Source organism: Rhizobium sophoriradicis (genome assembly GCF_025200795.1).
Classification (GTDB): domain Bacteria; phylum Pseudomonadota; class Alphaproteobacteria; order Rhizobiales; family Rhizobiaceae; genus Rhizobium; species Rhizobium sophoriradicis.
Genome location: NZ_CP104152.1, coordinates 3,715,001 through 3,734,454, shown reverse-complemented (window position 1 = coordinate 3,734,454; position 19,454 = coordinate 3,715,001). Strand labels below are relative to the sequence as shown.

Here is a 19,454-nt window from a genome sequence, read left to right as displayed (position 1 = left end):
AAAATCAGGCGCACGCCTTGAAACGCCCGGAAACTGTTCTGGACGCGAGGTTGCGTGACAGATAAGAGGGGGGTCGAATGATGTCAACGGATTTGGCGGATACAGAAAGGCCACAATCCGGTGTTGATGGCTATTTTGAGCTGGAATAGGCGATGCTGACGCCGGCGATGAAACTGTGAAGGGTTATTTGATGTTGAGCACCAATAAATTCGCCCTGCTGGCGTTTGCAACTTTCGTTGCATTCCAGGCTCCGGCCCATGCAGAGGACGCCGTCGTCGCCAAGGTCGGCAATCTGGAGATCCACCAGTCGGAACTCGATCTTGCCGTCGCCAATCTCGATCCGCAGCTGGCGCAGCTTCCCGACGACCAGAAGAAGGTCGCAGCCCTTTCCGCCGCCATCGACGTGAAGCTCCTTGCCGCCGACGCCATCACCGAGAAGCTCGACCAGACCGATGAATTCAAGAAGCGCATGCAGTATCTTTCCGATCGCGAGCTGCACAACGCTTATTTCAAGAAGCATGTCGTCGACACCGTGACCCCTGACGAAATCAAGGCGCGCTACGACAAGGAAGTCGCAGCCCTGCCGAAGCAGGAGGAAGTCCACGCCCGCCATATCCTCGTCAAGACCGAGGACGAAGCCAAGGAGATCATCAAGCAGCTAGACGCCGGCAAGGATTTCGCCGAACTCGCCAAGGAAAAATCCACCGATCCGAACAAGTCGGAAGGCGGCGATCTCGGCTATTTCTCGCGCGGCCGCATGGTCAAGGAATTCGAGGACGCAGCCTTCGCGCTCGAGAAGGGCACCTATTCCAAGACCCCTGTGAAGACCGACTTCGGCTATCATGTCATCAAGGTCGAGGACAAGCGCGACGCTCCGCCGCCGCCTTTCGATCAGGTGCAGGATCAGGTTCGTCAGCTCGTCATGCGCGACAAGTATCTTGCGCTCCTCAACCAGGCCAAGACGTCCGCCAAGATCGAGATATCGGACGAGACGCTGCGCAAGGGTTATGATCAGGCCAACAAGCAGCCGGAACCCGGCAGTGAGCCCGCCCAACCGGCGCCGCAGCAGTAATATTCGCATCGGGCCCGGTTCTTCCGGGCCCTTCACTATGTTGTCGCATTTCCAGACAGCGATCCGGCTTTAACGCCGCCCGGAAATGCTCATTGGCAGGTTTCATCATGTCCGGCTCCGTCTCTCCGCTTGCTCCGAAATCCTTTGTCGCCATGCCGCCGTTGCGCGGCGTGCGCATGGCGACGGCGTCCGCCGGTATCAAGTACAAGAACCGTACCGACGTGCTGATGATGGTCTTCGACAAGCCGTCCGCCGTCGCGGGGGTGTTTACCCGCTCCAAGTGCCCGTCGGCGCCGGTCGATTTCTGCCGCGCCAACTTGCCGCATGGCGTTGCGCGCGCCGTCGTCGTCAATTCCGGCAACGCCAATGCCTTTACCGGCACGAAGGGCCGGGAAGCGACAGCGCTGACGGCGAAATCGGCCGCGTCGGCCGTCGGCTGCGGTGAGAACGAGGTCTATCTGGCCTCGACCGGCGTCATCGGCGAACCGCTCGACGCCAGCAAATTCTCAGGTGTCCTGGACCGGATGCAGGCCGAGGCCACGGGCGACTTCTGGTTCGAAGCCGCCAAGGCGATCATGACGACGGATACCTATCCGAAGGTTTCGACCCGCAGCGCCGAGATCGGCGGCGTTGCCGTGACGATCAACGGCATCGCCAAGGGCGCAGGCATGATTGCCCCCGACATGGCGACGATGCTCTCCTTCGTCGTGACCGATGCCGACATCGCGCCGGCCGCGCTGCAGGCGCTGCTATCCGATGGCGTCGGCCCGACCTTCAATTCGATGACCGTCGACAGCGACACCTCCACCTCCGACACGCTGATGCTGTTTGCGACGGGTGCGGCGGCCGAGGATGGCCAAGAGCATATCGAACGCGCCGACGATCCCCGCCTTGCCGCCTTTCGCGCCGCTCTCAACGAAGTGCTGAAGGATCTGTCGCTGCAGGTGGTGCGTGACGGCGAGGGCGCCACCAAGATGCTCGAAATCACCGTGTCGGGTGCCGAGAGCGATGCCGCCGCCAAACGTATCGCCCTGTCAATCGCCAATTCGCCGCTGGTCAAGACGGCGGCCGCCGGCGAAGACGCCAATTGGGGCCGGATCGTCATGGCCGTCGGCAAGTCCGGCGAGATGGCTGACCGCGACCGGCTTGCCATCTGGTTCGGTGACGTCAGGGTCGCTGTCAACGGCGAGCGTGATCCCGATTATTCCGAGGAAGCCGCCTCGAATGTGATGAAGGCGCAGGATATCCCCGTTAAAGTCGATATCGGCCTCGGCACTGGTTCGGCAACCGTCTGGACCTGCGACCTCACCAAGGAATATGTTGCGATCAATGGCGACTATCGGAGCTGATCGTTCGTTGGAGCAGGCATCTATTTCCTCGCAGAATTTGCCGCTGGTCCGCAGGCTGGAGGCTGTCGGTTTTCGTGCCTGGCCGGCGGCATCCGTGCAATATGACGGCAGTTGGCAGGTCCGGTTGACGGCCGGCCACCCGTCCAATCGGCTGAATTCCATCGTGCCGCTCGATCCCTCGGACCATCGCGACGTCGAGATCCGCCTGGAAAAGGCGAGCCGCAAGTTCGAGGCCTATGGCCGCGCCGCCGTCGTCCGGCAGACGCCGCTCGCTTCGCCTGTCTTGATCGAGCTTCTCAGCGCGCAGAACTGGACGCGGTTCGACGAAACGGTGGTGATGACCTGCGATCTCACCGAGGCTGCGCTGCCGGATACGCTCGATCATCTGCCGACCCATGACGTCGGCCGTTTCGTCGACGCCAATCTGACGGTCGAGAGGGCGCCGCTGAGCTTGAAGCCGGCGCTTGCCGAAATCATTTCCGCGATCAAGCCGCCGTCGGGCCTTTTCATGATCGAAAATGCGGTAGAGGGACCTCTTGCGACCGTGCTCTGCGTTCAGGACAACGACCTTGCCGGTATCATGTCGCTTTCGGTCTGCGAAACGCGGCGGCGCGAAGGACTAGGCACCGAAATCCTGACTTCGGCGCTGCGCTGGGCCCGCATGCGCAGTGCCCGATCGGCTTGGCTGCAGGTAAAGCTTTCCAATCGCCCGGCGATCGCACTCTATGAGCGCCTCGGTTTTCGCGACGCCTATCATTATTGTTATTGGCAGCGGGAGACGCGATGAGCGAGGCAGGCCGGAAGATATTGCTGGTCGCCGCCTGCGCGCTGATCGATGCCGACGGGCGTATTCTATTGGCACAGCGTCCCGAGGGAAAATCGCTGGCCGGGCTTTGGGAGTTTCCCGGCGGCAAGGTCGAGCCCGGCGAGACGCCGGAGGAGACGCTGGTGCGCGAGCTCGAGGAAGAGCTCGGCATCAAGACGAAGATCGCCTGCCTCGCGCCGCTGACTTTTGCCAGCCATTCCTACGAGACGTTCCATCTGCTGATGCCGCTCTATATCTGCCGGCGCTATGAAGGCATTGCACAGGGCCGCGAGGGGCAGGCGCTGAAATGGGTGCGTGCGGGGGCTCTTCGGGATTACCCGATGCCGCCGGCCGACGAGCCGCTCATCCCGATGCTGCAGGATTTGCTTTAAAGCGCCTCTCGTTGAGCTTGGTCCGTGCGACCCGCCGGCGATTTTTGTTTTGTCGATGTGTCATTATTCTGCAGTCGCCGGACTTTTCCAGGCGCAATGCATTAGCGTTTGCTGATTATTATTGCGCCGTGCTGTTTTCGGCTGTGGATATTAATGGATCGTTTAACACCTTCTGCCAAAGATCGGCCTCAATCAAGCATCTGGCGTGCGTATTTAAAAGGCTTGACCTCATGGACGATGATTTCTGGAAAGCTGTCCGGGAAAAGGAACGGGCTTCGTCTGCCTCGCGCAGGACGGGTGCGCTCAATATCGCCCTTCTCTTTGGCACGGCGGTGGTCGCGCTGACGCTGATCCTGACGCCAATGCTGGCGGATTCTTCGAAGAAAAGCGTCTTTGCAAGCGCTCCGGTGGATTTCGATACGATAACCACCGGATCGATCCCGAACAATGAAAGCGGCAAGCGTTATACGATTCGCCGAAGCGTCCTTCAGGATACGCCCGGGTCGGTCTGCGTCGTCCAGGGATATGGCGTCGGCGCCGGTTGTTGAAAATGCCGGCCATCGCCCGATGGCCTGTATTAATCATTGCAGTCGATTCACGCAGAGGGCTGGGTAATGCGTCTTATGAAAGCATTTTTTGCGGACGGCACGGGTGCAACGGCGGTCGAATACGGCCTGATCGCCGCCCTCATCTGCACAGCGCTCGTCTCGGGTCTCGGCTTTTTCACCGGCAGCCTGCAGAATGTCTTCAGCCTTCTCAGCAACAACATAACCGTCAATTGAAGAGGCGACCGTCTAGATTGACGAACTGCAGCACGATGGGCTGCGAAAACCGCTGACACTTTTCGATATTATGCCCATGTCGCCCGGAAGTGTGCAGCGGTTCCGGGACAACGACATGCATAAAAACAAAGGGCTTTATTGCCTGAGCTTGTGCTCGTCCACTTTCAGCGCATCGGCAAGGCGTGCCTTGGCCGAACCCGGCCGGAGCGGCTTCTGCTGGCTCTCGTGAGCCGCCCATCCGGACACATAGATGATCGAAAAGGTCGCGCGAATCCGTCCGTCAGGGTCGGAATAGCGCTCGGCATAGATCTCTGCCGCCCGCAGGAAGAAGGCGCGCGTTAGCGGCATGCGGCCGCGGGCTGCGAGCGGATTGCTCATGCCCATGGCTCGGAGATCGCGCATCAGCGGAAAGAGGGAATCATATCGTACTGTATAGGTCTCAGCGTCGATCACCGGCAGGGTGAAGCCGGCGCGCTGCATGAGACTGCCGACATCGCGCACATCGGCGAAGGGGATGACGCGCGGGCTGGCGCCGCCGGTCATTTCAACCTCGGCGGTCAAGAGGGCGTCGCGCAGTTCCTGCAGCGTGCCGACGCCGGGAATAGCCGCCAGGAACAGGCCGTCCGGTTTCAAGGCACGGCGAATCTGGATGAAAACGCCCGGCGTGTCGTTGGTCAGATGCAGGCTGAGCGGCGCAAGGACGAGATTGGTCGATTGCGGCTCGAGCGGCACATCTTCGAAAGGCGCTTCGATCAGGGTTTCGCCTCGGCCCGCATAGGCCTTTTCGCTCTCGACGCGGATCATCGTGCCGATCTTGCCCGTCGCCATTGCCGCACGGGCCGCTGCACCGGTCGTACCATGCAATTCGACGGCGGTTTCGAAACGCCGCTCGACGACCGCCAGCCTCTCGGCCATTTCCTCTGCCGCGATGTCCAGCAGGAAGGCGGCTTTCAGGTCGTTGTTGACAAGCGCGCGATGGCGATGTGCGGCGATCAGGTCTCTGTCGAAGATCGTTTCCATGGCGATGTCCATAGTCCCGCCTCGCTGAAGCAGCAAGGCGATTTTCCTTTGAATGAGAACCGGCTACTCTCGGCGGCATGGCACCGATCGATTTCGAGAGACCGGCGGAGTTCCTGCGGACGCAGTTCTTGCGGCCGTTTTCGGCACTTGTCGATTTTCTCTATCCGCCGACTTGTTCCGTCTGCGGTGTTTCCGCCGGCGGCCATCGCGGTTTGTGCGCAAAATGCTGGTCCGGCATCCGCTTCATCGAACGGCCCTATTGCGAGGTGCTCGGCATTCCCTTCTCGCACGATCTCGGCGCCGGCATTCTCAGCGCTGAGGCAATCGCCAATCCGCCGCCTTTCGACCGGTTGCGGTCCGCGGCGACCCACGACCATGCGGTCCGCGACCTCGTGCATGGGCTCAAATATCGCGATCGCACCGATCTGGCGCCGATGATGGCCGGCTGGATGCTGCGCGCCTCCGATGGGACGGTCGAAAGCTGCGATGCGCTGATTCCCGTTCCGCTGCACCGCACCCGCATGCTGACCCGCAAGTTCAACCAGGCTGCCGAACTTGCCCGCCATATGGCAAGGCTTTCCGGCAAGCCGCTGCTTGCCGCCACGCTTGTGCGCGTCAAGCGCACCAGCCAGCAGGTTGGCCTCGGCGCCAAAGCGCGCGAGGACAATGTCAGGGGCGCTTTCGCGATTGCCAAGGGCCGCGAAAACGACATTTTCGGCAAACGCGTCGTCCTTGTCGACGACGTTTATACGACAGGGGCGACGGTTGCCGCCGCAAGCCGGACGCTGCGCAAGGCGGGTGCGGCCGAGATCACGGTTTTGACCTTTGCAAGGGCTCTCTCCGAGCCTATATGACAGAAATACCCGGCATTCCGTCTGGAGATATCATGGTACCCGTCACGATCTATACACGGCAGTTCTGCGGCTATTGCAGCCGCGCCAAGTCCCTTCTTGAAGAAAAGGGCGTCGACTACGTCGAGCACGACGCAACCTATTCCCCGGACCTTCGCCAGGAGATGATCGGCAAGTCGAACGGGCGGACCACCTTCCCGCAGATATTCATCGGCGCCGAACATGTCGGCGGCTGCGACGATCTCTTTGCGCTCGACCGCGCCGGCAAGCTCGATCCGATGCTGGCGGCCTGAGGACGAACCGATGAGTTTCAAGGCTGCCGCCATCCAGATGTGCTCCGGGGTCGATCCGGTCAAGAATGCCGCCGCCATGGCGCGGCTGGTGCGCGAGGCTGCCGCCCAGGGCGCGACCTATGTGCAGACGCCCGAAATGACCGGCATGCTGCAGCGCGACCGCGCCGCGGCGCGCGCCGTGCTTGCCGACGAGGCGCATGACATTATCGTCAAGACCGGCTCCGAGCTTGCCAGGGAGTTCGGCATTCACATGCATGTCGGCTCGACGGCGATCGCGCTTTCCGACGGCAAGATCGCCAATCGCGGTTTCCTGTTTGATCCGGACGGCAGGATCCTCAATCGCTACGACAAGATCCATATGTTCGATGTTGACCTCGACAATGGCGAGAGCTGGCGTGAAAGTGCGGCCTATACGGCCGGCTCGGAGGCGCGCGTCCTGTCGCTGCCCTTTGCAGAAATGGGTTTTGCCATCTGCTACGACGTGCGCTTTCCCGCCCTCTTCCGCGCCCAGGCGATTGCCGGAGCCGAAGTGATGACGGTTCCGGCCGCCTTTACCCGGCAGACGGGCGAAGCGCATTGGGAGATCCTGCTGCGCGCCCGCGCGATCGAGAACGGTGTCTTCGTGATCGCCGCGGCGCAGGCCGGCCGGCACGAGGATGGGCGCGAGACCTTTGGTCATTCGATGATCATCGATCCCTGGGGCACGGTGCTGGCCTCGGCCGGCGCCACTGGAGAGGCGGTCATTCTGGCCGAGATCGATCCCGGCGCGGTCAAGGCTGCACATGACAAGATCCCGAACCTGAGGAACGGCCGGGAATTTTCGGTCGAAAGGATTGCGGGGGCAGTCGCAGGAGGCGTCGCCGCTTGATCCGCTATTCCCTCACCTGCGACAATGCCCATGAATTCGAAGGCTGGTTTTCAGAAAGCGCCGACTTCGACCGTCAGGTCGCGACCGGTTTCCTAACCTGCCCGGTCTGCCATTCCGCCGCCGTCTCCAAGCTGCTGATGGCGCCTTCCGTGTCGACCGCGCGCAAGAAGGACGAGAGGCAGACGCTGGCGATGGATGCGATGCGGCAGGAGGCCCTGCAGAAACTGAAAGAGGCGGTCGCCGCCGTTAAAGCCAACTCCGAGGATGTCGGCACGAAGTTTCCCGAGGAGGCCCGCAAGATCCATTACGGCGAGGCTGATGCCCGTGGCATCATCGGCCAGGCGACTCTCGACGAGGCGCAAGCGCTCGTCGAAGAAGGCATCGAGATCGCTGCTATTCCGGTTCTGCCGGAGGATGTGCACTGATAGTCAGTCTGCGCGGCTGGCCCGAAATGTAGCCGGCTTATGAATGCCGGATCATGCCGGCCGTTTCGCCAGCAGCATATAGTTCACGTCCATATCTCTCGACAGGTTCCACTGGTTCGACAGCGGATTGAAGAAGACGCCCGCGCGGTCGGTGATTTCGAGGCCGCTTGCGGCAAGCGGCCTTTCCAGCTCTTCCGGACGCACGAGCTTTTCATATTGATGGGTGCCGCGCGGCAGCCAGCGCAGGATGTTCTCGGCGGCGAAGATGGCAAGCGCTGCCGCCTTCATCGTGCGGTTGATGGTGGCAACGAAGATCAGGCCGCCGGGGCGGACCATCTTCGCGCAGGTCGTCATGAAGAACTCGACGTCGGCGACGTGTTCCACCACTTCCATGTTCAGGACGATATCGAAGGTTTCGCCGGCCCCGGCGAGTTCCTCGGCGGTGACGGCGCGGTAGTCGACCGAGACGCCGGATGCCTTCGCATGGGTCGAGGCGATGCCGATATTCTTTTCGGACGGATCGGCGCCGACGACGGAGGCGCCCATGCGGGCGACCGGTTCGGACAACAGGCCGCCGCCGCAGCCGATATCGAGGACGCGCAGACCCCCGAGCGGCCGGGGGCTTTTCGGATCGCGGCCGAAATTCTCGCAGGCCTTGTCTCTTATATAGGCAAGCCGAACGGGATTGAATTTGTGCAGCGGTTTGAACTTGCCGGTCGGGCTCCACCATTCCGCCGCCATCGCCGAGAAGCGGTCCACTTCGCCCTGGTCGATCGTGCTTCTGGCGCCTTCCGTCATCGTCCACTCCTTGCGTTCGTCAGATGTGAAGTCGGATGATCACGGGCATAAGTCAAGGGGCGCGAAGCAGGCGACCTGGCAGGCGTGGAGCAGCCCGGCAACTGCTTTTATCGCGCGCGCTTGCCTCCCCCGGCCAAACTCGCTAAGAGACGCCGCAACTTGGGGCCTTTGGGGGCCTGGGCTTTAGAGCGGTTCCAGAATTCGTGGTCCCGGCTCTCTCGCCAACCGGTCACCCCTGGGCTTTCGTGATGCCGGGTCCGGTTTTCCGCTCGCCCGGCGCCAGTCGTGGTAGAGGCATATGGCACGCATCGTAATGAAATTCGGCGGCACGTCCGTCGCTGACCTGGACCGCATCAAGAACGTTGCCCGCCATGTGAAACGTGAAGTCGAGGCTGGCCACGAGGTGGCGGTGGTCGTTTCGGCCATGTCCGGCAAGACCAATGAGCTGGTCGGCTGGGTGCAGGGCACGCCGAAGGTGATCGGCGCCAACTCCCCGTTTTACGATGCGCGGGAATATGATGCGGTCGTTGCCTCCGGCGAGCAGGTGACCTCGGGGCTGCTGGCCATCGCGCTGCAGGCGATGGATATCAACGCGCGCTCCTGGCAGGGTTGGCAGATCCCGATCCGCACCGACAATGCCCATGGTGCGGCGCGCATCCTGGAGATCGACGGTTCCGACATCATCAAGCGCATGGGCGAGGGGCAGGTTGCCGTCATTGCCGGTTTCCAGGGATTGGGACCCGACAACCGCATCGCGACGCTCGGGCGCGGCGGATCGGATACTTCGGCCGTCGCCATCGCGGCCGCTGTCAAAGCGGATCGCTGCGATATCTATACCGATGTCGACGGCGTCTACACGACCGATCCGCGCATCGTGCCGCAGGCGCGCAGGTTGAAGAAGATCGCTTTCGAAGAAATGCTCGAGATGGCCTCGCTCGGCGCCAAGGTGCTGCAGGTGCGCTCGGTCGAGCTTGCCATGGTGCACAAGGTGCGTACCTTCGTGCGCTCGTCTTTCGAAGATCCCGATGCTCCGGGCATGGGCGATCTGTTGAACCCGCCCGGAACGCTGATTTGTGACGAGGATGAAATCGTGGAACAGGAAGTAGTCACCGGCATCGCCTATGCCAAGGATGAGGCTCAGATCTCGCTTCGCCGTCTTGCCGACCGGCCGGGCGTCTCCGCCGCGATCTTCGGGCCGCTTGCCGAATCCCATATCAATGTCGACATGATCGTCCAGAATATTTCCGAGGACGGATCGAAGACCGATATGACCTTCACCGTACCGTCGGGCGACGTCGAGAAGGCGATCAAGGTGCTCGGCGACCATAAGGAGAAGATCGGCTACGACGTCGTGCAGAACGAATCGGGGCTGGTGAAAGTCTCGGTGATCGGTATCGGCATGCGCAGCCATGCCGGCGTGGCAGCGACCGCGTTTCGTGCACTTGCCGAAAAAGGCATCAACATCAAGGCGATCACCACCTCCGAGATCAAGATTTCCATCTTGATCGACGGTCCCTATGCAGAACTCGCTGTCAGGACTTTGCATTCCTGCTACGGTCTGGATAAGAATTGATTCCCAGCGGGCGGCCTGCTCCTTCAGGTTGAGGAGACGAAGGCAGGCCGGCCGGGACAGAGTGCGTTGTTTCGGGAGCTTGAGACGTCATGAGAGACCTTTCCGGCGGTCCGCGCGTGCTGCTCAGGCGGCTGCGCGAGTTGATGGCAGAGCCGCTGGAGCCGCAGGATCGTCTTGACCGGATCGTCCGCCAGATCGCCGGCAACATGGTGGCGGAAGTCTGCTCCGTCTATGTGCTGCGCGCCGACGGCGTGCTCGAACTCTATGCGACCGAAGGCCTCAACCGCGAAGCCGTGCACCTGGCGCAGCTGAAGATGGGCCAGGGCCTCGTCGGCACGATCGCCGCCTCAGCCCAGCCGCTGAACCTTTCCGACGCGCAGTCGCACCCGGCGTTCCGCTACCTGCCGGAGACGGGTGAAGAAATCTACCATTCCTTCCTTGGCGTGCCGATCTTGAGGACCGGGCGGTCGCTCGGCGTTCTCGTCGTGCAGAATAAGGCGAGCCGCAACTATCGCGAAGAAGAGGTGGAAGCGCTCGAGACGACGGCAATGGTGCTTGCCGAAATGATCGCCACCGGCGAGCTCAAGAAGATCACCAAGCCGGGCCTCGAACTCGACCTGACGCGCTCGGTGACCGTCGACGGCGACACCTATAATGACGGTATCGGCCTCGGCTACGTCGTGCTGCACGAGCCGCGCATTGTCGTCACCAACCTTTTGAACGAGGATGCGGAGAAAGAGATCCGGCGGCTGGCGGAAGCCATGGGCTCGCTCAGGATCTCGATCGACGACATGCTGTCGCGTCGCGACGTCTCGATGGAAGGCGAACATCGCGAGGTGCTCGAAACCTACCGCATGTTCGCCCATGACCAGGGCTGGGTACGCAAGCTCGAGGAGGCGATCCGCAACGGCCTGACGGCGGAAGCGGCGGTCGAGAAGGTGCAGAGCGACACCAAAGCGCGGATGATGCGCTTGACCGACCCCTATCTGCGCGAGCGCATGCATGATTTCGAGGATCTGGCAAATCGCCTGCTCAGACAGTTGACCGGTTATACCGGCCGGACGACGGCCGAAGGTTTCCCCAGCGACGCGGTCATCCTGGCGCGTGCCATGGGGGCGGCGGAACTGCTCGATTATCCCAGAGCCAATGTGCGCGGGCTGGTGCTGGAGGAAGGGGCGGTGACGAGCCATGTGGTGATCGTCGCGCGTGCCATGGGCATTCCTGTTATCGGTCAGGCGGCGGGCGTCGTGGCGCTCGCCGAGAACGGCGATGCCGTGATCATCGATGCCGACGAGGGGCATGTGCATCTGCGGCCGATGGCCGATCATCGCCGTTCCTATGAGGAAAAGGTCCGCTTCCGCGCCAGACGGCAGGAGCAGTTCCGGGCCCTGCGCGCCATCGAGCCGGTCACCAAAGACGGCAAGCGGATCTCGCTGATGATGAATGCCGGCCTGCTGGTCGATCTGCCGCAGCTGTCGGAATCGGGTGCAGAGGGCATCGGTCTCTTCCGCACCGAGCTGCAATTCATGATCGCCTCCACCATGCCGAAGGCAGACGAGCAGGAGCAGTTCTACCGCAATGTGATCAAACAGGCGGCCGGCCGCGTCGTCACCTTCCGCACGCTCGATATTGGAGGCGACAAGGTCGTACCCTATTTCCGCGGCCACGAGGAGGAAAACCCGGCCCTCGGCTGGCGCGCCATCCGGCTGTCGCTCGACCGGCCGGGACTGCTGCGCACACAGCTGCGTGCCCTGTTGAAGGCGTCGGCCGACACTGAGCTGAAGCTGATGGTGCCGATGGTAACCGAGGTTTCCGAGCTGAGGATGGTGCGCGAGCTCCTGCAGAAGGAAGTGCAGCATCTCTCGCGCTTCGGCCACGGGCTGCCGCGCAAGCTGCAATTCGGTGCGATGCTAGAGGTGCCGGCGCTGCTCTGGCAGCTCGACGAGCTGATGGAGGCGGTCGATTTCGTTTCGGTCGGTTCGAATGACCTGTTCCAGTTCGCGATGGCCGTCGACCGCGGCAATGCGCGTGTGTCGGACCGCTTCGATCCGCTGGGCAAGCCGTTCTTGCGCATCCTGCGCGACATCGTGCGTGGGGCGGACCGGAACAAGACGCCGGTAACGCTTTGCGGGGAACTTGCCGGCAAGCCGCTTTCGGCAATGGCGCTGCTCGGCATAGGCTTCCGCTCGATTTCGATGTCGCCGGCCTCAATCGGGCCAGTGAAAGCGATGCTGCTCGGGCTCGATGTCGGCGCGCTATCGAAGGCGATGGATGAAGTGCTGGACGACAACACCGCCATGGTGCCGATGCGCGAGGTGCTTGCCCGCTTCGCCGAGAGCCACAATATTCCCCTTTAGGCATATACGAAGAAGAATCGGAGTGAAGGGTGGCGAAGCTTCCCGTGGAAAAGATGCGCGAGCTGGAACGCCGTTTCGACGAGATCGAAGCGCGTATGTCGGCAGGCCCGGCCGCCGACGTCTACGTCAAGCTCGCATCCGAATATTCCGAGCTGCAGCCTGTCGTCACGAAGATCCGCGCCTATGAGAAGGCGGTCGCCGAGCTTGCCGACCTCGACACGCTGCTCGAGGACAAATCGGTGGATCGCGAGATGCGCGATCTTGCCGAACTCGAGCTGCCCGAGGTGAAGGAGCGGATCGAGGCGCTGGAGCAGGAAATGCAGATCCTCCTTCTGCCGAAGGATGCGGCGGACGAAAAAAGCGCGATCCTGGAAATCCGCGCCGGTACCGGCGGCTCTGAAGCAGCCCTTTTCGCCGGCGATCTCTTTCGCATGTATGAGCGTTTCGCTTCGGAAAAGGGCTGGAAGGTGGAGGTGCTCTCGGCAAGCGAGGGAGAAGCCGGCGGCTACAAGGAAATCATCGCGACGATCACCGGGCGCGGCGTCTTTGCCAAGCTGAAATTCGAATCCGGCGTACACCGCGTGCAGCGTGTGCCGGAAACCGAGGCGGGCGGGCGCATCCATACCTCGGCCGCGACGGTGGCGGTGCTGCCGGAGGCAGAGGAGATCGACATCGAAATCCGGCCGGAAGATATCCGCATCGACACAATGCGCTCCTCCGGCGCCGGCGGCCAGCACGTCAATACGACGGACTCGGCAGTGCGCATCACCCATCTGCCGAGCGGCATCGTCGTCACCAGCTCGGAAAAATCGCAGCATCAGAACCGCGCCAAGGCGATGCAGGTGCTGCGTTCCAGGCTCTACGATGCCGAGCGGCAACGGGCCGACAGCGAACGCTCCGCCGATCGCAAGAGCCAGGTCGGCTCGGGCGATCGCTCGGAACGTATCCGTACCTATAATTTCCCGCAGGGGCGGGTGACGGACCATCGCATCAATCTGACGCTCTATAAGCTCGACCGGATGATGGAGGGTGAGATCGAGGAGGTCGTCGATGCGCTGATGGCCGATTATCAGGCAAGCCAGCTGGCGCAGCTCGGCGAGCAGCTATGAGCGCGACGGTCGGCGATATGCTTGCCGAAGCGCGCCGCCGCTTCACGGAGGCAGGCATCGTCGATCCGGCAACCGATGCGCGGCTGCTGGTCGCGGGCCTTTTGAAACAGTCGTCGACCGAACTGTTGACGCGATCGGCCGAGAAACTTTCTCCTGACCAGCTCGTGATGATTTCCAAGGCGATGGAACGGCGGCTCGACCATGAGCCGGTGCACCGCATTCTTGGCGAGCGGGAATTTTACGGTCTGCCGCTTCAGCTATCGGCAGAAACGCTGGAGCCGCGCCCGGATACGGAAATCCTGGTCGATACGGTGCTTGCCTATCTCAAGGACCTTGCAAAGGTGCACGGCCATCTCCATATTCTTGATATCGGAACCGGGACCGGGGCGATATGCCTTGCGCTTTTGAGCGAGTGTCCTGAGGCGTCAGGTATCGGTAGCGACATATCGGCGGATGCCCTTGGAACGGCAAGATCAAACGCGGAAAGAAACGGATTGCAGGATCGCTTTCAGGCCGTACAGTCGAGATGGTTCGAGGACATCCAGGGCTCCTTTCACGCGATTGTCTCAAATCCGCCCTATATTGCCTCCAATGTCATTCACGATCTCGCTCCCGAAGTGACGAAATTTGATCCGGTTGCGGCTCTGGATGGCGGCCCGGATGGGCTTGACGCCTACCATGCCATAGCCAAGGATGCGGCAAGGTTCATGAGGCCCGATGGGGTTCTCGGACTGGAAATCGGCTACGATCAGCGAAACGATGTGACGGCGATCTTCGAAGCGAAAGGCTTCAGCTGCCTCAAATCCGTGAAAGATTATGGTCAGAACGACAGGGCGCTCATTTTCGCGCTCGCGTAAAAGGCGATAATAGCGGCATCGGACGGGACATTATTGTTATTGCGAAGAAAAGGCTTGGATTTCCCAGGGAAGCAATATAGGTTGCGGACACGTGTTGGGCAGAGAGGAATGAACGAGATTCGTTCGGTACTTGGTTTGCCTCGGGGGTCCGCTCTTTTAAACGAGAGTTTCAACGGTTGAACACGACCCAACGCGTGAATCAGTCAAACTGACTTGAGAACCAAGCGGCAGGTCGGCGCAGAGGCGCAGTATGCTCGCGGCACAAAGGTCCTGACCCGGTTTTCCGGTCATGGCGGTTGGTGCCATGTATCCATCACAAACAGAGAATTCAGGTGAACGATCTATGAGGCCAGGACAGCAAAACAAGCGCGGTCGAGGGCGTGGTAACAACAATAACAATGGCGGCGGTGGAAATAACAATAACAACAATTTCAACCGCAAGGGCGGCAATCCGCTGACCCGGACCTATGACAGCTCCGGCCCCGACGTGAAAATTCGCGGTACTGCCCAGCATATTGCCGAGAAATACGCGCAACTTGCCCGTGACGCCCAGAGCTCCGGCGACCGCGTGATGGCCGAGAACTATCTTCAGCACGCCGAACATTACAATCGGATCATCGCCAGCGCCCAGGCGCAGATGCAGGAGCGTTTCCAGCGCGACGATCGCGGCGAATACAATGACCGTGACGCGGCGGATCGCGACGGCGACGATATTGATAACAACGACAATGACGGCGATGATGTCGTTATCGTTCAGCCGCCGCAGAGCAGGCAGCCGCAGGCACAGCCGCAGCCGGCTCCCGCTCCGGCACCTCAGCCCGAGGTCATCGATGGAACCGGTCCGCAGCCGGAGATCGAAGGCATTCCCGCCGAGGTCGCCATGGATGAGGAAGGTTCCGCCGGCCAGCCGCGCGAACGCCAGCCTCGCCGCCGCAGCGCCGGCAACCGTCCCCGTCGCCCGCGTCGTGGCGCAGAAGGCGATGCAGCCTCGGAAGGGGAGGGCGCTTCCGCAGAGGCGCCTGTTCTGGCCGACGCCACATCGGAGTGAGGGATTTCGTCTCTCCTTCGGGAAGAGGCGGGACGTTCATCATCTGCTCGGATTTGCTTGAAAATCCCCGGCCCAGTGCCGGGGTTTTTCATTTTACGGGCTCTTTAAACTCTTGGAACAGGCTACCATATTCCCCTCGAACTGCTTTGCCCAAATCGACAGACGGGCAAGCGCGGCCTGCCTTTTCAGGGGGTCGATCTCAATCATCGGTCTGCGCCTCGTGAGGGCAGGACGATCCATGGAGGTGGAATATGAATATCGAGAAATATTCGGAGCGGGTGCGCGGTTTCATCCAATCGGCGCAGACCTATGCGCTGGCGCAGGGTCATCAGCAATTTTCGCCCGAGCACGTGCTGAAAGTCCTGCTTGACGATGATCAGGGCATGGCGGCGTCGCTGATCGAGCGCGCCGGCGGCGATCCCAAGGCTGCCCGCCTTGCCAATGACGCCGCCCTTGCCAAAATGCCAAAGATCTCAGGCGGCAACGGCAACATCTATCTGGCGCAGCCGCTTGCCAAGGTGCTTTCGACCGCCGAAGAGGCGGCGAAGAAGGCCGGCGACAGCTTCGTGACGGTGGAACGCCTGCTGCAGGCGCTGGCGATCGAATCCTCGGCGTCGACCTTTGCGACGCTGAAGAATGCCGGCGTCACGGCTCAGGGCCTGAACCAAGTCATTAACGATATCCGCAAGGGCCGGACGGCCGATTCTTCCAACGCCGAGCAGGGTTTCGATTCTCTGAAGAAATTCGCGCGTGATCTGACCGGCGAAGCTCGCGAGGGCAAGCTCGATCCGGTCATCGGCCGCGACGACGAGATCCGCCGCACCATCCAGGTCCTGTCCCGCCGCACCAAGAACAACCCGGTGCTGATCGGCGAGCCCGGCGTCGGTAAGACGGCGATCGTCGAAGGTTTGGCGCTGCGGATCGTCAACGGCGACGTACCGGAATCGCTGAAGGACAAGAAGCTGATGGCGCTCGACATGGGCGCCCTGATTGCCGGCGCGAAGTATCGCGGCGAATTCGAAGAGCGGCTGAAGGCCGTGCTCAACGAAGTGCAGGCGGAGAACGGTGAGATCATCCTGTTCATCGACGAGATGCACACGCTGGTCGGCGCTGGCAAGGCGGACGGGGCGATGGATGCCTCCAACCTGCTGAAGCCTGCGCTAGCCCGCGGCGAGCTGCACTGCGTCGGCGCGACCACGCTCGACGAATATCGCAAACATGTCGAGAAGGATCCAGCGCTTGCCCGCCGCTTCCAGCCCGTCGTCGTCGACGAGCCGACGGTCGAAGACACGATCTCGATCCTGCGCGGCCTGAAGGAAAAATACGAGCAGCATCACAAGGTGCGCATCGCCGATGCAGCACTTGTCGCCGCCGCGACGCTGTCCAACCGCTATATCACCGACCGCTTCCTGCCCGACAAGGCGATCGATCTGATGGATGAGGCGGCGGCGCGGCTGCGCATGCAGGTGGATTCCAAGCCGGAGGAGCTCGACGAGCTCGACCGCCGCATCATCCAGCTGAAGATCGAGCGCGAGGCGCTGAAGAAGGAAACCGACGTCGCTTCCGCCGATCGGCTGAAGCGGCTGGAGACCGAACTTACCAGTCTTGAAGAGGAAGCCGATGCGCTGACAGCCCGCTGGCAGGCGGAAAAGCAGAAGCTCGGCCTTGCCGCCGATCTCAAGAAGCAGCTCGACGATGCCCGCAACGAACTCGCGATTGCCCAACGCAAGGGTGAGTTTCAGCGCGCCGGCGAGCTGACCTATGGCGTCATTCCGGACCTTGAAAAGCAGCTCGTCGAAGCCGAGAAGCAGGATGGTGAGCGCGGCGCGATGGTTCAGGAGGTGGTGATCCCCGACAACATCGCTCATGTCGTTTCCCGCTGGACCGGCATCCCCGTCGACAAGATGCTGGAGGGCGAACGCGACAAGCTGCTTCGGATGGAAGACGAGCTGGGGAAATCGGTGATCGGCCAGGGTGATGCGGTTCAGGCCGTGTCGCGCGCGGTCCGCCGCGCCCGCGCCGGCCTGCAGGATCCGAACCGGCCGATCGGCTCGTTCATCTTCCTCGGCCCGACCGGCGTCGGCAAGACGGAGCTCACCAAAGCGCTCGCCCGCTTCCTGTTCGACGACGAAACGGCGATGGTGCGCATGGATATGTCGGAATATATGGAGAAACACTCCGTTGCCCGGCTGATCGGCGCCCCTCCCGGCTATGTCGGTTATGACGAAGGTGGAGCGCTGACGGAAGCGGTGCGCCGCAGGCCTTATCAGGTCGTGCTGTTCGATGAAATCGAGAAGGCGCATCCCGACGTCTTCAACATCCTGCTGCAGGTGCTGGACGACGGACGTCTGACCGACGGCCAGGGGCGGACGGTCGATTTCCGCAACACGATGATCATCATGACCTCGAACCTCGGCGCCGAATATCTGACGCAGCTCAAGGATGGTGACGACAGCGACACGGTTCGCGAACAGGTGATGGAGGTCGTGCGCGGGCATTTCCGGCCGGAATTTCTGAACCGTATCGACGAGATCATCCTCTTCCATCGCCTGAAGCGTGAGGAAATGGGCGCGATTGTCGATATCCAGCTGAAGCGGCTGGTGGCCCTGTTGTCGGAGCGCAAGATCGTCATCGATCTCGATGAGGACGCCCGCCACTGGCTGGCGAACAAGGGGTATGATCCGGTCTACGGCGCAAGGCCGCTGAAGCGGGTGATCCAGAAATTCGTGCAGGATCCCCTGGCCGAGCAGATTCTGTCCGGCCAGGTGCCGGATGGATCGACGGTGAAGGTGACAAACGGGTCGGACCGGCTGCAGTTCCGGTCACGGCAGACGGTCAGCGAAGCGGCATAGCCTGAGCTTTCAGAGGAATGAGAAATGGCGGCCTTGGCCGCCATTTTTTGTGGGTCGAGACGCCCCGGCAGTTCATCAGCCTGCCGGCTGCGGCGGCGATTACTTGCTCGCCACCTGATCCGGTGTCTGGTTGTTCAACAGCGTATCGATGCGCTTGCGCTCATCCTCGAACTTTGCCAGTGCCTCGCCCTGCAAGGATTTGCCGCCTGGCAGGCGAATGCGCAGGGGGTCGACCTTGGTGCCGTTGACGATCAGCTCGTAATGCAGATGCGGGCCGGTGGATTCGCCCGTCGTGCCAACCCAGCCGATCACCTGGCCCTGGCGGATCTTGGCGCCGGGCACGACGCCTTTGGCGATGGCGCTTTGGTGATTGTAGGAGGATTCATAACCGTTCGCATGGCGAATGATCGTCTGGTTGCCATAGCCGCCGGAATCCCACCCGGCCTTCTCGACCGTGCCGTTACCAGCAGCGATGATTGCTGTGCCGCGGGGTGCCGCCCAATCGACGCCGGTATGCATGCGGGCAAAACCGAGGATCGGGTGCCGGCGCATGCCGAAGCCGGATTTGAAGATGCCGTTCGGGACCGGGTTGCGCAGCAGGAACTGGCGGATGCTCTTGCCGTTCTCGTCGAAATAATCGACCGTGCCGTCCTCAGGATCCTGGAAGCGATAGAAGCGCGTCTGCGTATCGCCGAAACGGGCGTTGACGTAGAGAAGTTCGGAATCCGCAGTCGCCTGGCCGGCACTGTCGGCGACGGAGAAGAAGGCCTCGAGCGTATCCGTCGGTCGCAGCTGCGCCTGGAAATCGACATTGCTGGCGAGCAGCTTGATGATCAGCGCGGTCATATCCTTGGTCATGCCGTAGGAAAGGGCAGCGCGAAAGATGCCGTCATAAACGCGCGGCAGGTTCTGGCCGGGCGGCGGGGCGAAGGAATTGTCATCAAAAGCTGTGGCGATGGCATCCAGCATCGGCGGCTCGCTACCGGGCACATATTTGCCCTTG

General features: G+C 61.7%; 19 protein-coding genes (1 of these 19 cut by a window edge). 16 read left to right on the top strand and 3 right to left on the bottom strand.

Going from position 1 to position 19,454, the window contains the following annotated elements; all coding sequences use genetic code 11:
- The first annotated feature begins 190 nt into the window (after positions 1–190).
- From N2597_RS18300 to N2597_RS18275, 6 genes are all read left to right on the top strand, one after another.
- A complete protein-coding gene (locus N2597_RS18300; RefSeq protein ID WP_077991990.1) occupies positions 191–1,072 on the top strand; it encodes a peptidylprolyl isomerase in 882 nt (293 codons plus the stop codon).
- A gap of 107 nt (positions 1,073–1,179) precedes the next feature.
- The gene (gene argJ, locus N2597_RS18295; RefSeq protein ID WP_183598615.1) at positions 1,180–2,421 is read left to right on the top strand and encodes a bifunctional glutamate N-acetyltransferase/amino-acid acetyltransferase ArgJ; all 1,242 of its coding nucleotides are present in this window, start codon (positions 1,180–1,182) and stop codon (positions 2,419–2,421) included.
- Positions 2,402–3,208 (top strand): GNAT family N-acetyltransferase, encoded by an 807-nt coding sequence (locus N2597_RS18290; protein ID WP_038691547.1) that lies wholly within the window; start codon positions 2,402–2,404, stop codon positions 3,206–3,208. Before argJ ends, N2597_RS18290 begins: the two co-directional genes overlap by 20 nt.
- On the top strand, positions 3,205–3,618 hold the full coding sequence (gene mutT / locus N2597_RS18285) for an 8-oxo-dGTP diphosphatase MutT (protein ID WP_009995355.1): 414 nt from the start codon (positions 3,205–3,207) through the stop codon (positions 3,616–3,618). Before N2597_RS18290 ends, mutT begins: the two co-directional genes overlap by 4 nt.
- A gap of 230 nt (positions 3,619–3,848) precedes the next feature.
- Positions 3,849–4,166: a hypothetical protein gene (locus tag N2597_RS18280; protein WP_009995353.1), complete on the top strand. Its 318-nt coding sequence runs from the start codon at positions 3,849–3,851 to the stop codon at positions 4,164–4,166.
- 66 nt (positions 4,167–4,232) lie between these two features.
- On the top strand, positions 4,233–4,400 hold the full coding sequence (locus N2597_RS18275; RefSeq protein ID WP_183598513.1) for a Flp family type IVb pilin: 168 nt from the start codon (positions 4,233–4,235) through the stop codon (positions 4,398–4,400).
- A gap of 135 nt (positions 4,401–4,535) precedes the next feature.
- Here the strand turns inward: N2597_RS18275 and N2597_RS18270 are convergent, their stop codons facing one another.
- The gene (locus N2597_RS18270) at positions 4,536–5,420 is read right to left on the bottom strand and encodes a methyltransferase domain-containing protein (RefSeq protein ID WP_183598613.1); all 885 of its coding nucleotides are present in this window, start codon (positions 5,418–5,420) and stop codon (positions 4,536–4,538) included.
- Between the two features lie 77 nt (positions 5,421–5,497).
- Here N2597_RS18270 and N2597_RS18265 point away from each other — a divergent pair, with 77 nt between their 5' ends.
- The 4 genes from N2597_RS18265 to N2597_RS18250 are packed head-to-tail and all read left to right on the top strand — an operon-like array spanning position 5,498 to position 7,857.
- Positions 5,498–6,274, top strand: a complete 777-nt coding sequence (locus tag N2597_RS18265) for a ComF family protein (protein ID WP_077991985.1) — start codon at positions 5,498–5,500, stop codon at positions 6,272–6,274.
- A 32-nt stretch (positions 6,275–6,306) separates the two neighbouring features.
- A complete protein-coding gene (gene grxC / locus N2597_RS18260) occupies positions 6,307–6,564 on the top strand; it encodes a glutaredoxin 3 (protein WP_010002303.1) in 258 nt (85 codons plus the stop codon).
- A gap of 10 nt (positions 6,565–6,574) precedes the next feature.
- Positions 6,575–7,432, top strand: coding sequence for a carbon-nitrogen hydrolase family protein (locus N2597_RS18255; RefSeq protein WP_077991983.1), 858 nt, complete (start codon positions 6,575–6,577; stop codon positions 7,430–7,432).
- Complete coding sequence (locus N2597_RS18250; protein WP_012485361.1) at positions 7,429–7,857, top strand: DUF1178 family protein; 429 nt, start codon at positions 7,429–7,431, stop codon at positions 7,855–7,857. The genes N2597_RS18255 and N2597_RS18250 overlap by 4 nt, the downstream gene beginning before the upstream one ends.
- A 51-nt stretch (positions 7,858–7,908) precedes the next feature.
- Here the strand turns inward: N2597_RS18250 and ubiG are convergent, their stop codons facing one another.
- Positions 7,909–8,655, bottom strand: coding sequence for a bifunctional 2-polyprenyl-6-hydroxyphenol methylase/3-demethylubiquinol 3-O-methyltransferase UbiG (gene ubiG / locus N2597_RS18245; RefSeq protein ID WP_077991981.1), 747 nt, complete (start codon positions 8,653–8,655; stop codon positions 7,909–7,911).
- Positions 8,656–8,953: 298 nt separating this feature from the next.
- Between ubiG and N2597_RS18240 the strand changes: the two genes are divergently transcribed.
- From N2597_RS18240 to clpB, 6 genes are all read left to right on the top strand, one after another.
- Positions 8,954–10,228, top strand: coding sequence for an aspartate kinase (locus N2597_RS18240; RefSeq protein WP_038691540.1), 1,275 nt, complete (start codon positions 8,954–8,956; stop codon positions 10,226–10,228).
- An 89-nt stretch (positions 10,229–10,317) separates the two neighbouring features.
- Complete coding sequence (ptsP, locus tag N2597_RS18235; RefSeq protein ID WP_106797725.1) at positions 10,318–12,585, top strand: phosphoenolpyruvate--protein phosphotransferase; 2,268 nt, start codon at positions 10,318–10,320, stop codon at positions 12,583–12,585.
- 29 nt (positions 12,586–12,614) lie between these two features.
- Positions 12,615–13,694, top strand: coding sequence for a peptide chain release factor 1 (gene prfA / locus N2597_RS18230; protein WP_077991980.1), 1,080 nt, complete (start codon positions 12,615–12,617; stop codon positions 13,692–13,694).
- Positions 13,691–14,551, top strand: a complete 861-nt coding sequence (prmC, locus tag N2597_RS18225; protein ID WP_077991975.1) for a peptide chain release factor N(5)-glutamine methyltransferase — start codon at positions 13,691–13,693, stop codon at positions 14,549–14,551. Before prfA ends, prmC begins: the two co-directional genes overlap by 4 nt.
- Positions 14,552–14,894: 343 nt before the next feature.
- Complete coding sequence (locus N2597_RS18220) at positions 14,895–15,599, top strand: DUF4167 domain-containing protein (protein ID WP_077991972.1); 705 nt, start codon at positions 14,895–14,897, stop codon at positions 15,597–15,599.
- A gap of 251 nt (positions 15,600–15,850) precedes the next feature.
- Positions 15,851–18,451, top strand: a complete 2,601-nt coding sequence (gene clpB / locus N2597_RS18215; RefSeq protein ID WP_077991971.1) for an ATP-dependent chaperone ClpB — start codon at positions 15,851–15,853, stop codon at positions 18,449–18,451.
- Between the two features lie 99 nt (positions 18,452–18,550).
- Here the strand turns inward: clpB and N2597_RS18210 are convergent, their stop codons facing one another.
- Positions 18,551–19,454: the end of a M23 family metallopeptidase gene (locus tag N2597_RS18210; protein ID WP_077991970.1), read on the bottom strand. 1,037 nt of this gene lie beyond the right edge of the window; only the last 904 of its 1,941 coding nucleotides appear in the window; its start codon lies off the right edge, out of view — the gene reads right to left on this strand; its stop codon occupies positions 18,551–18,553.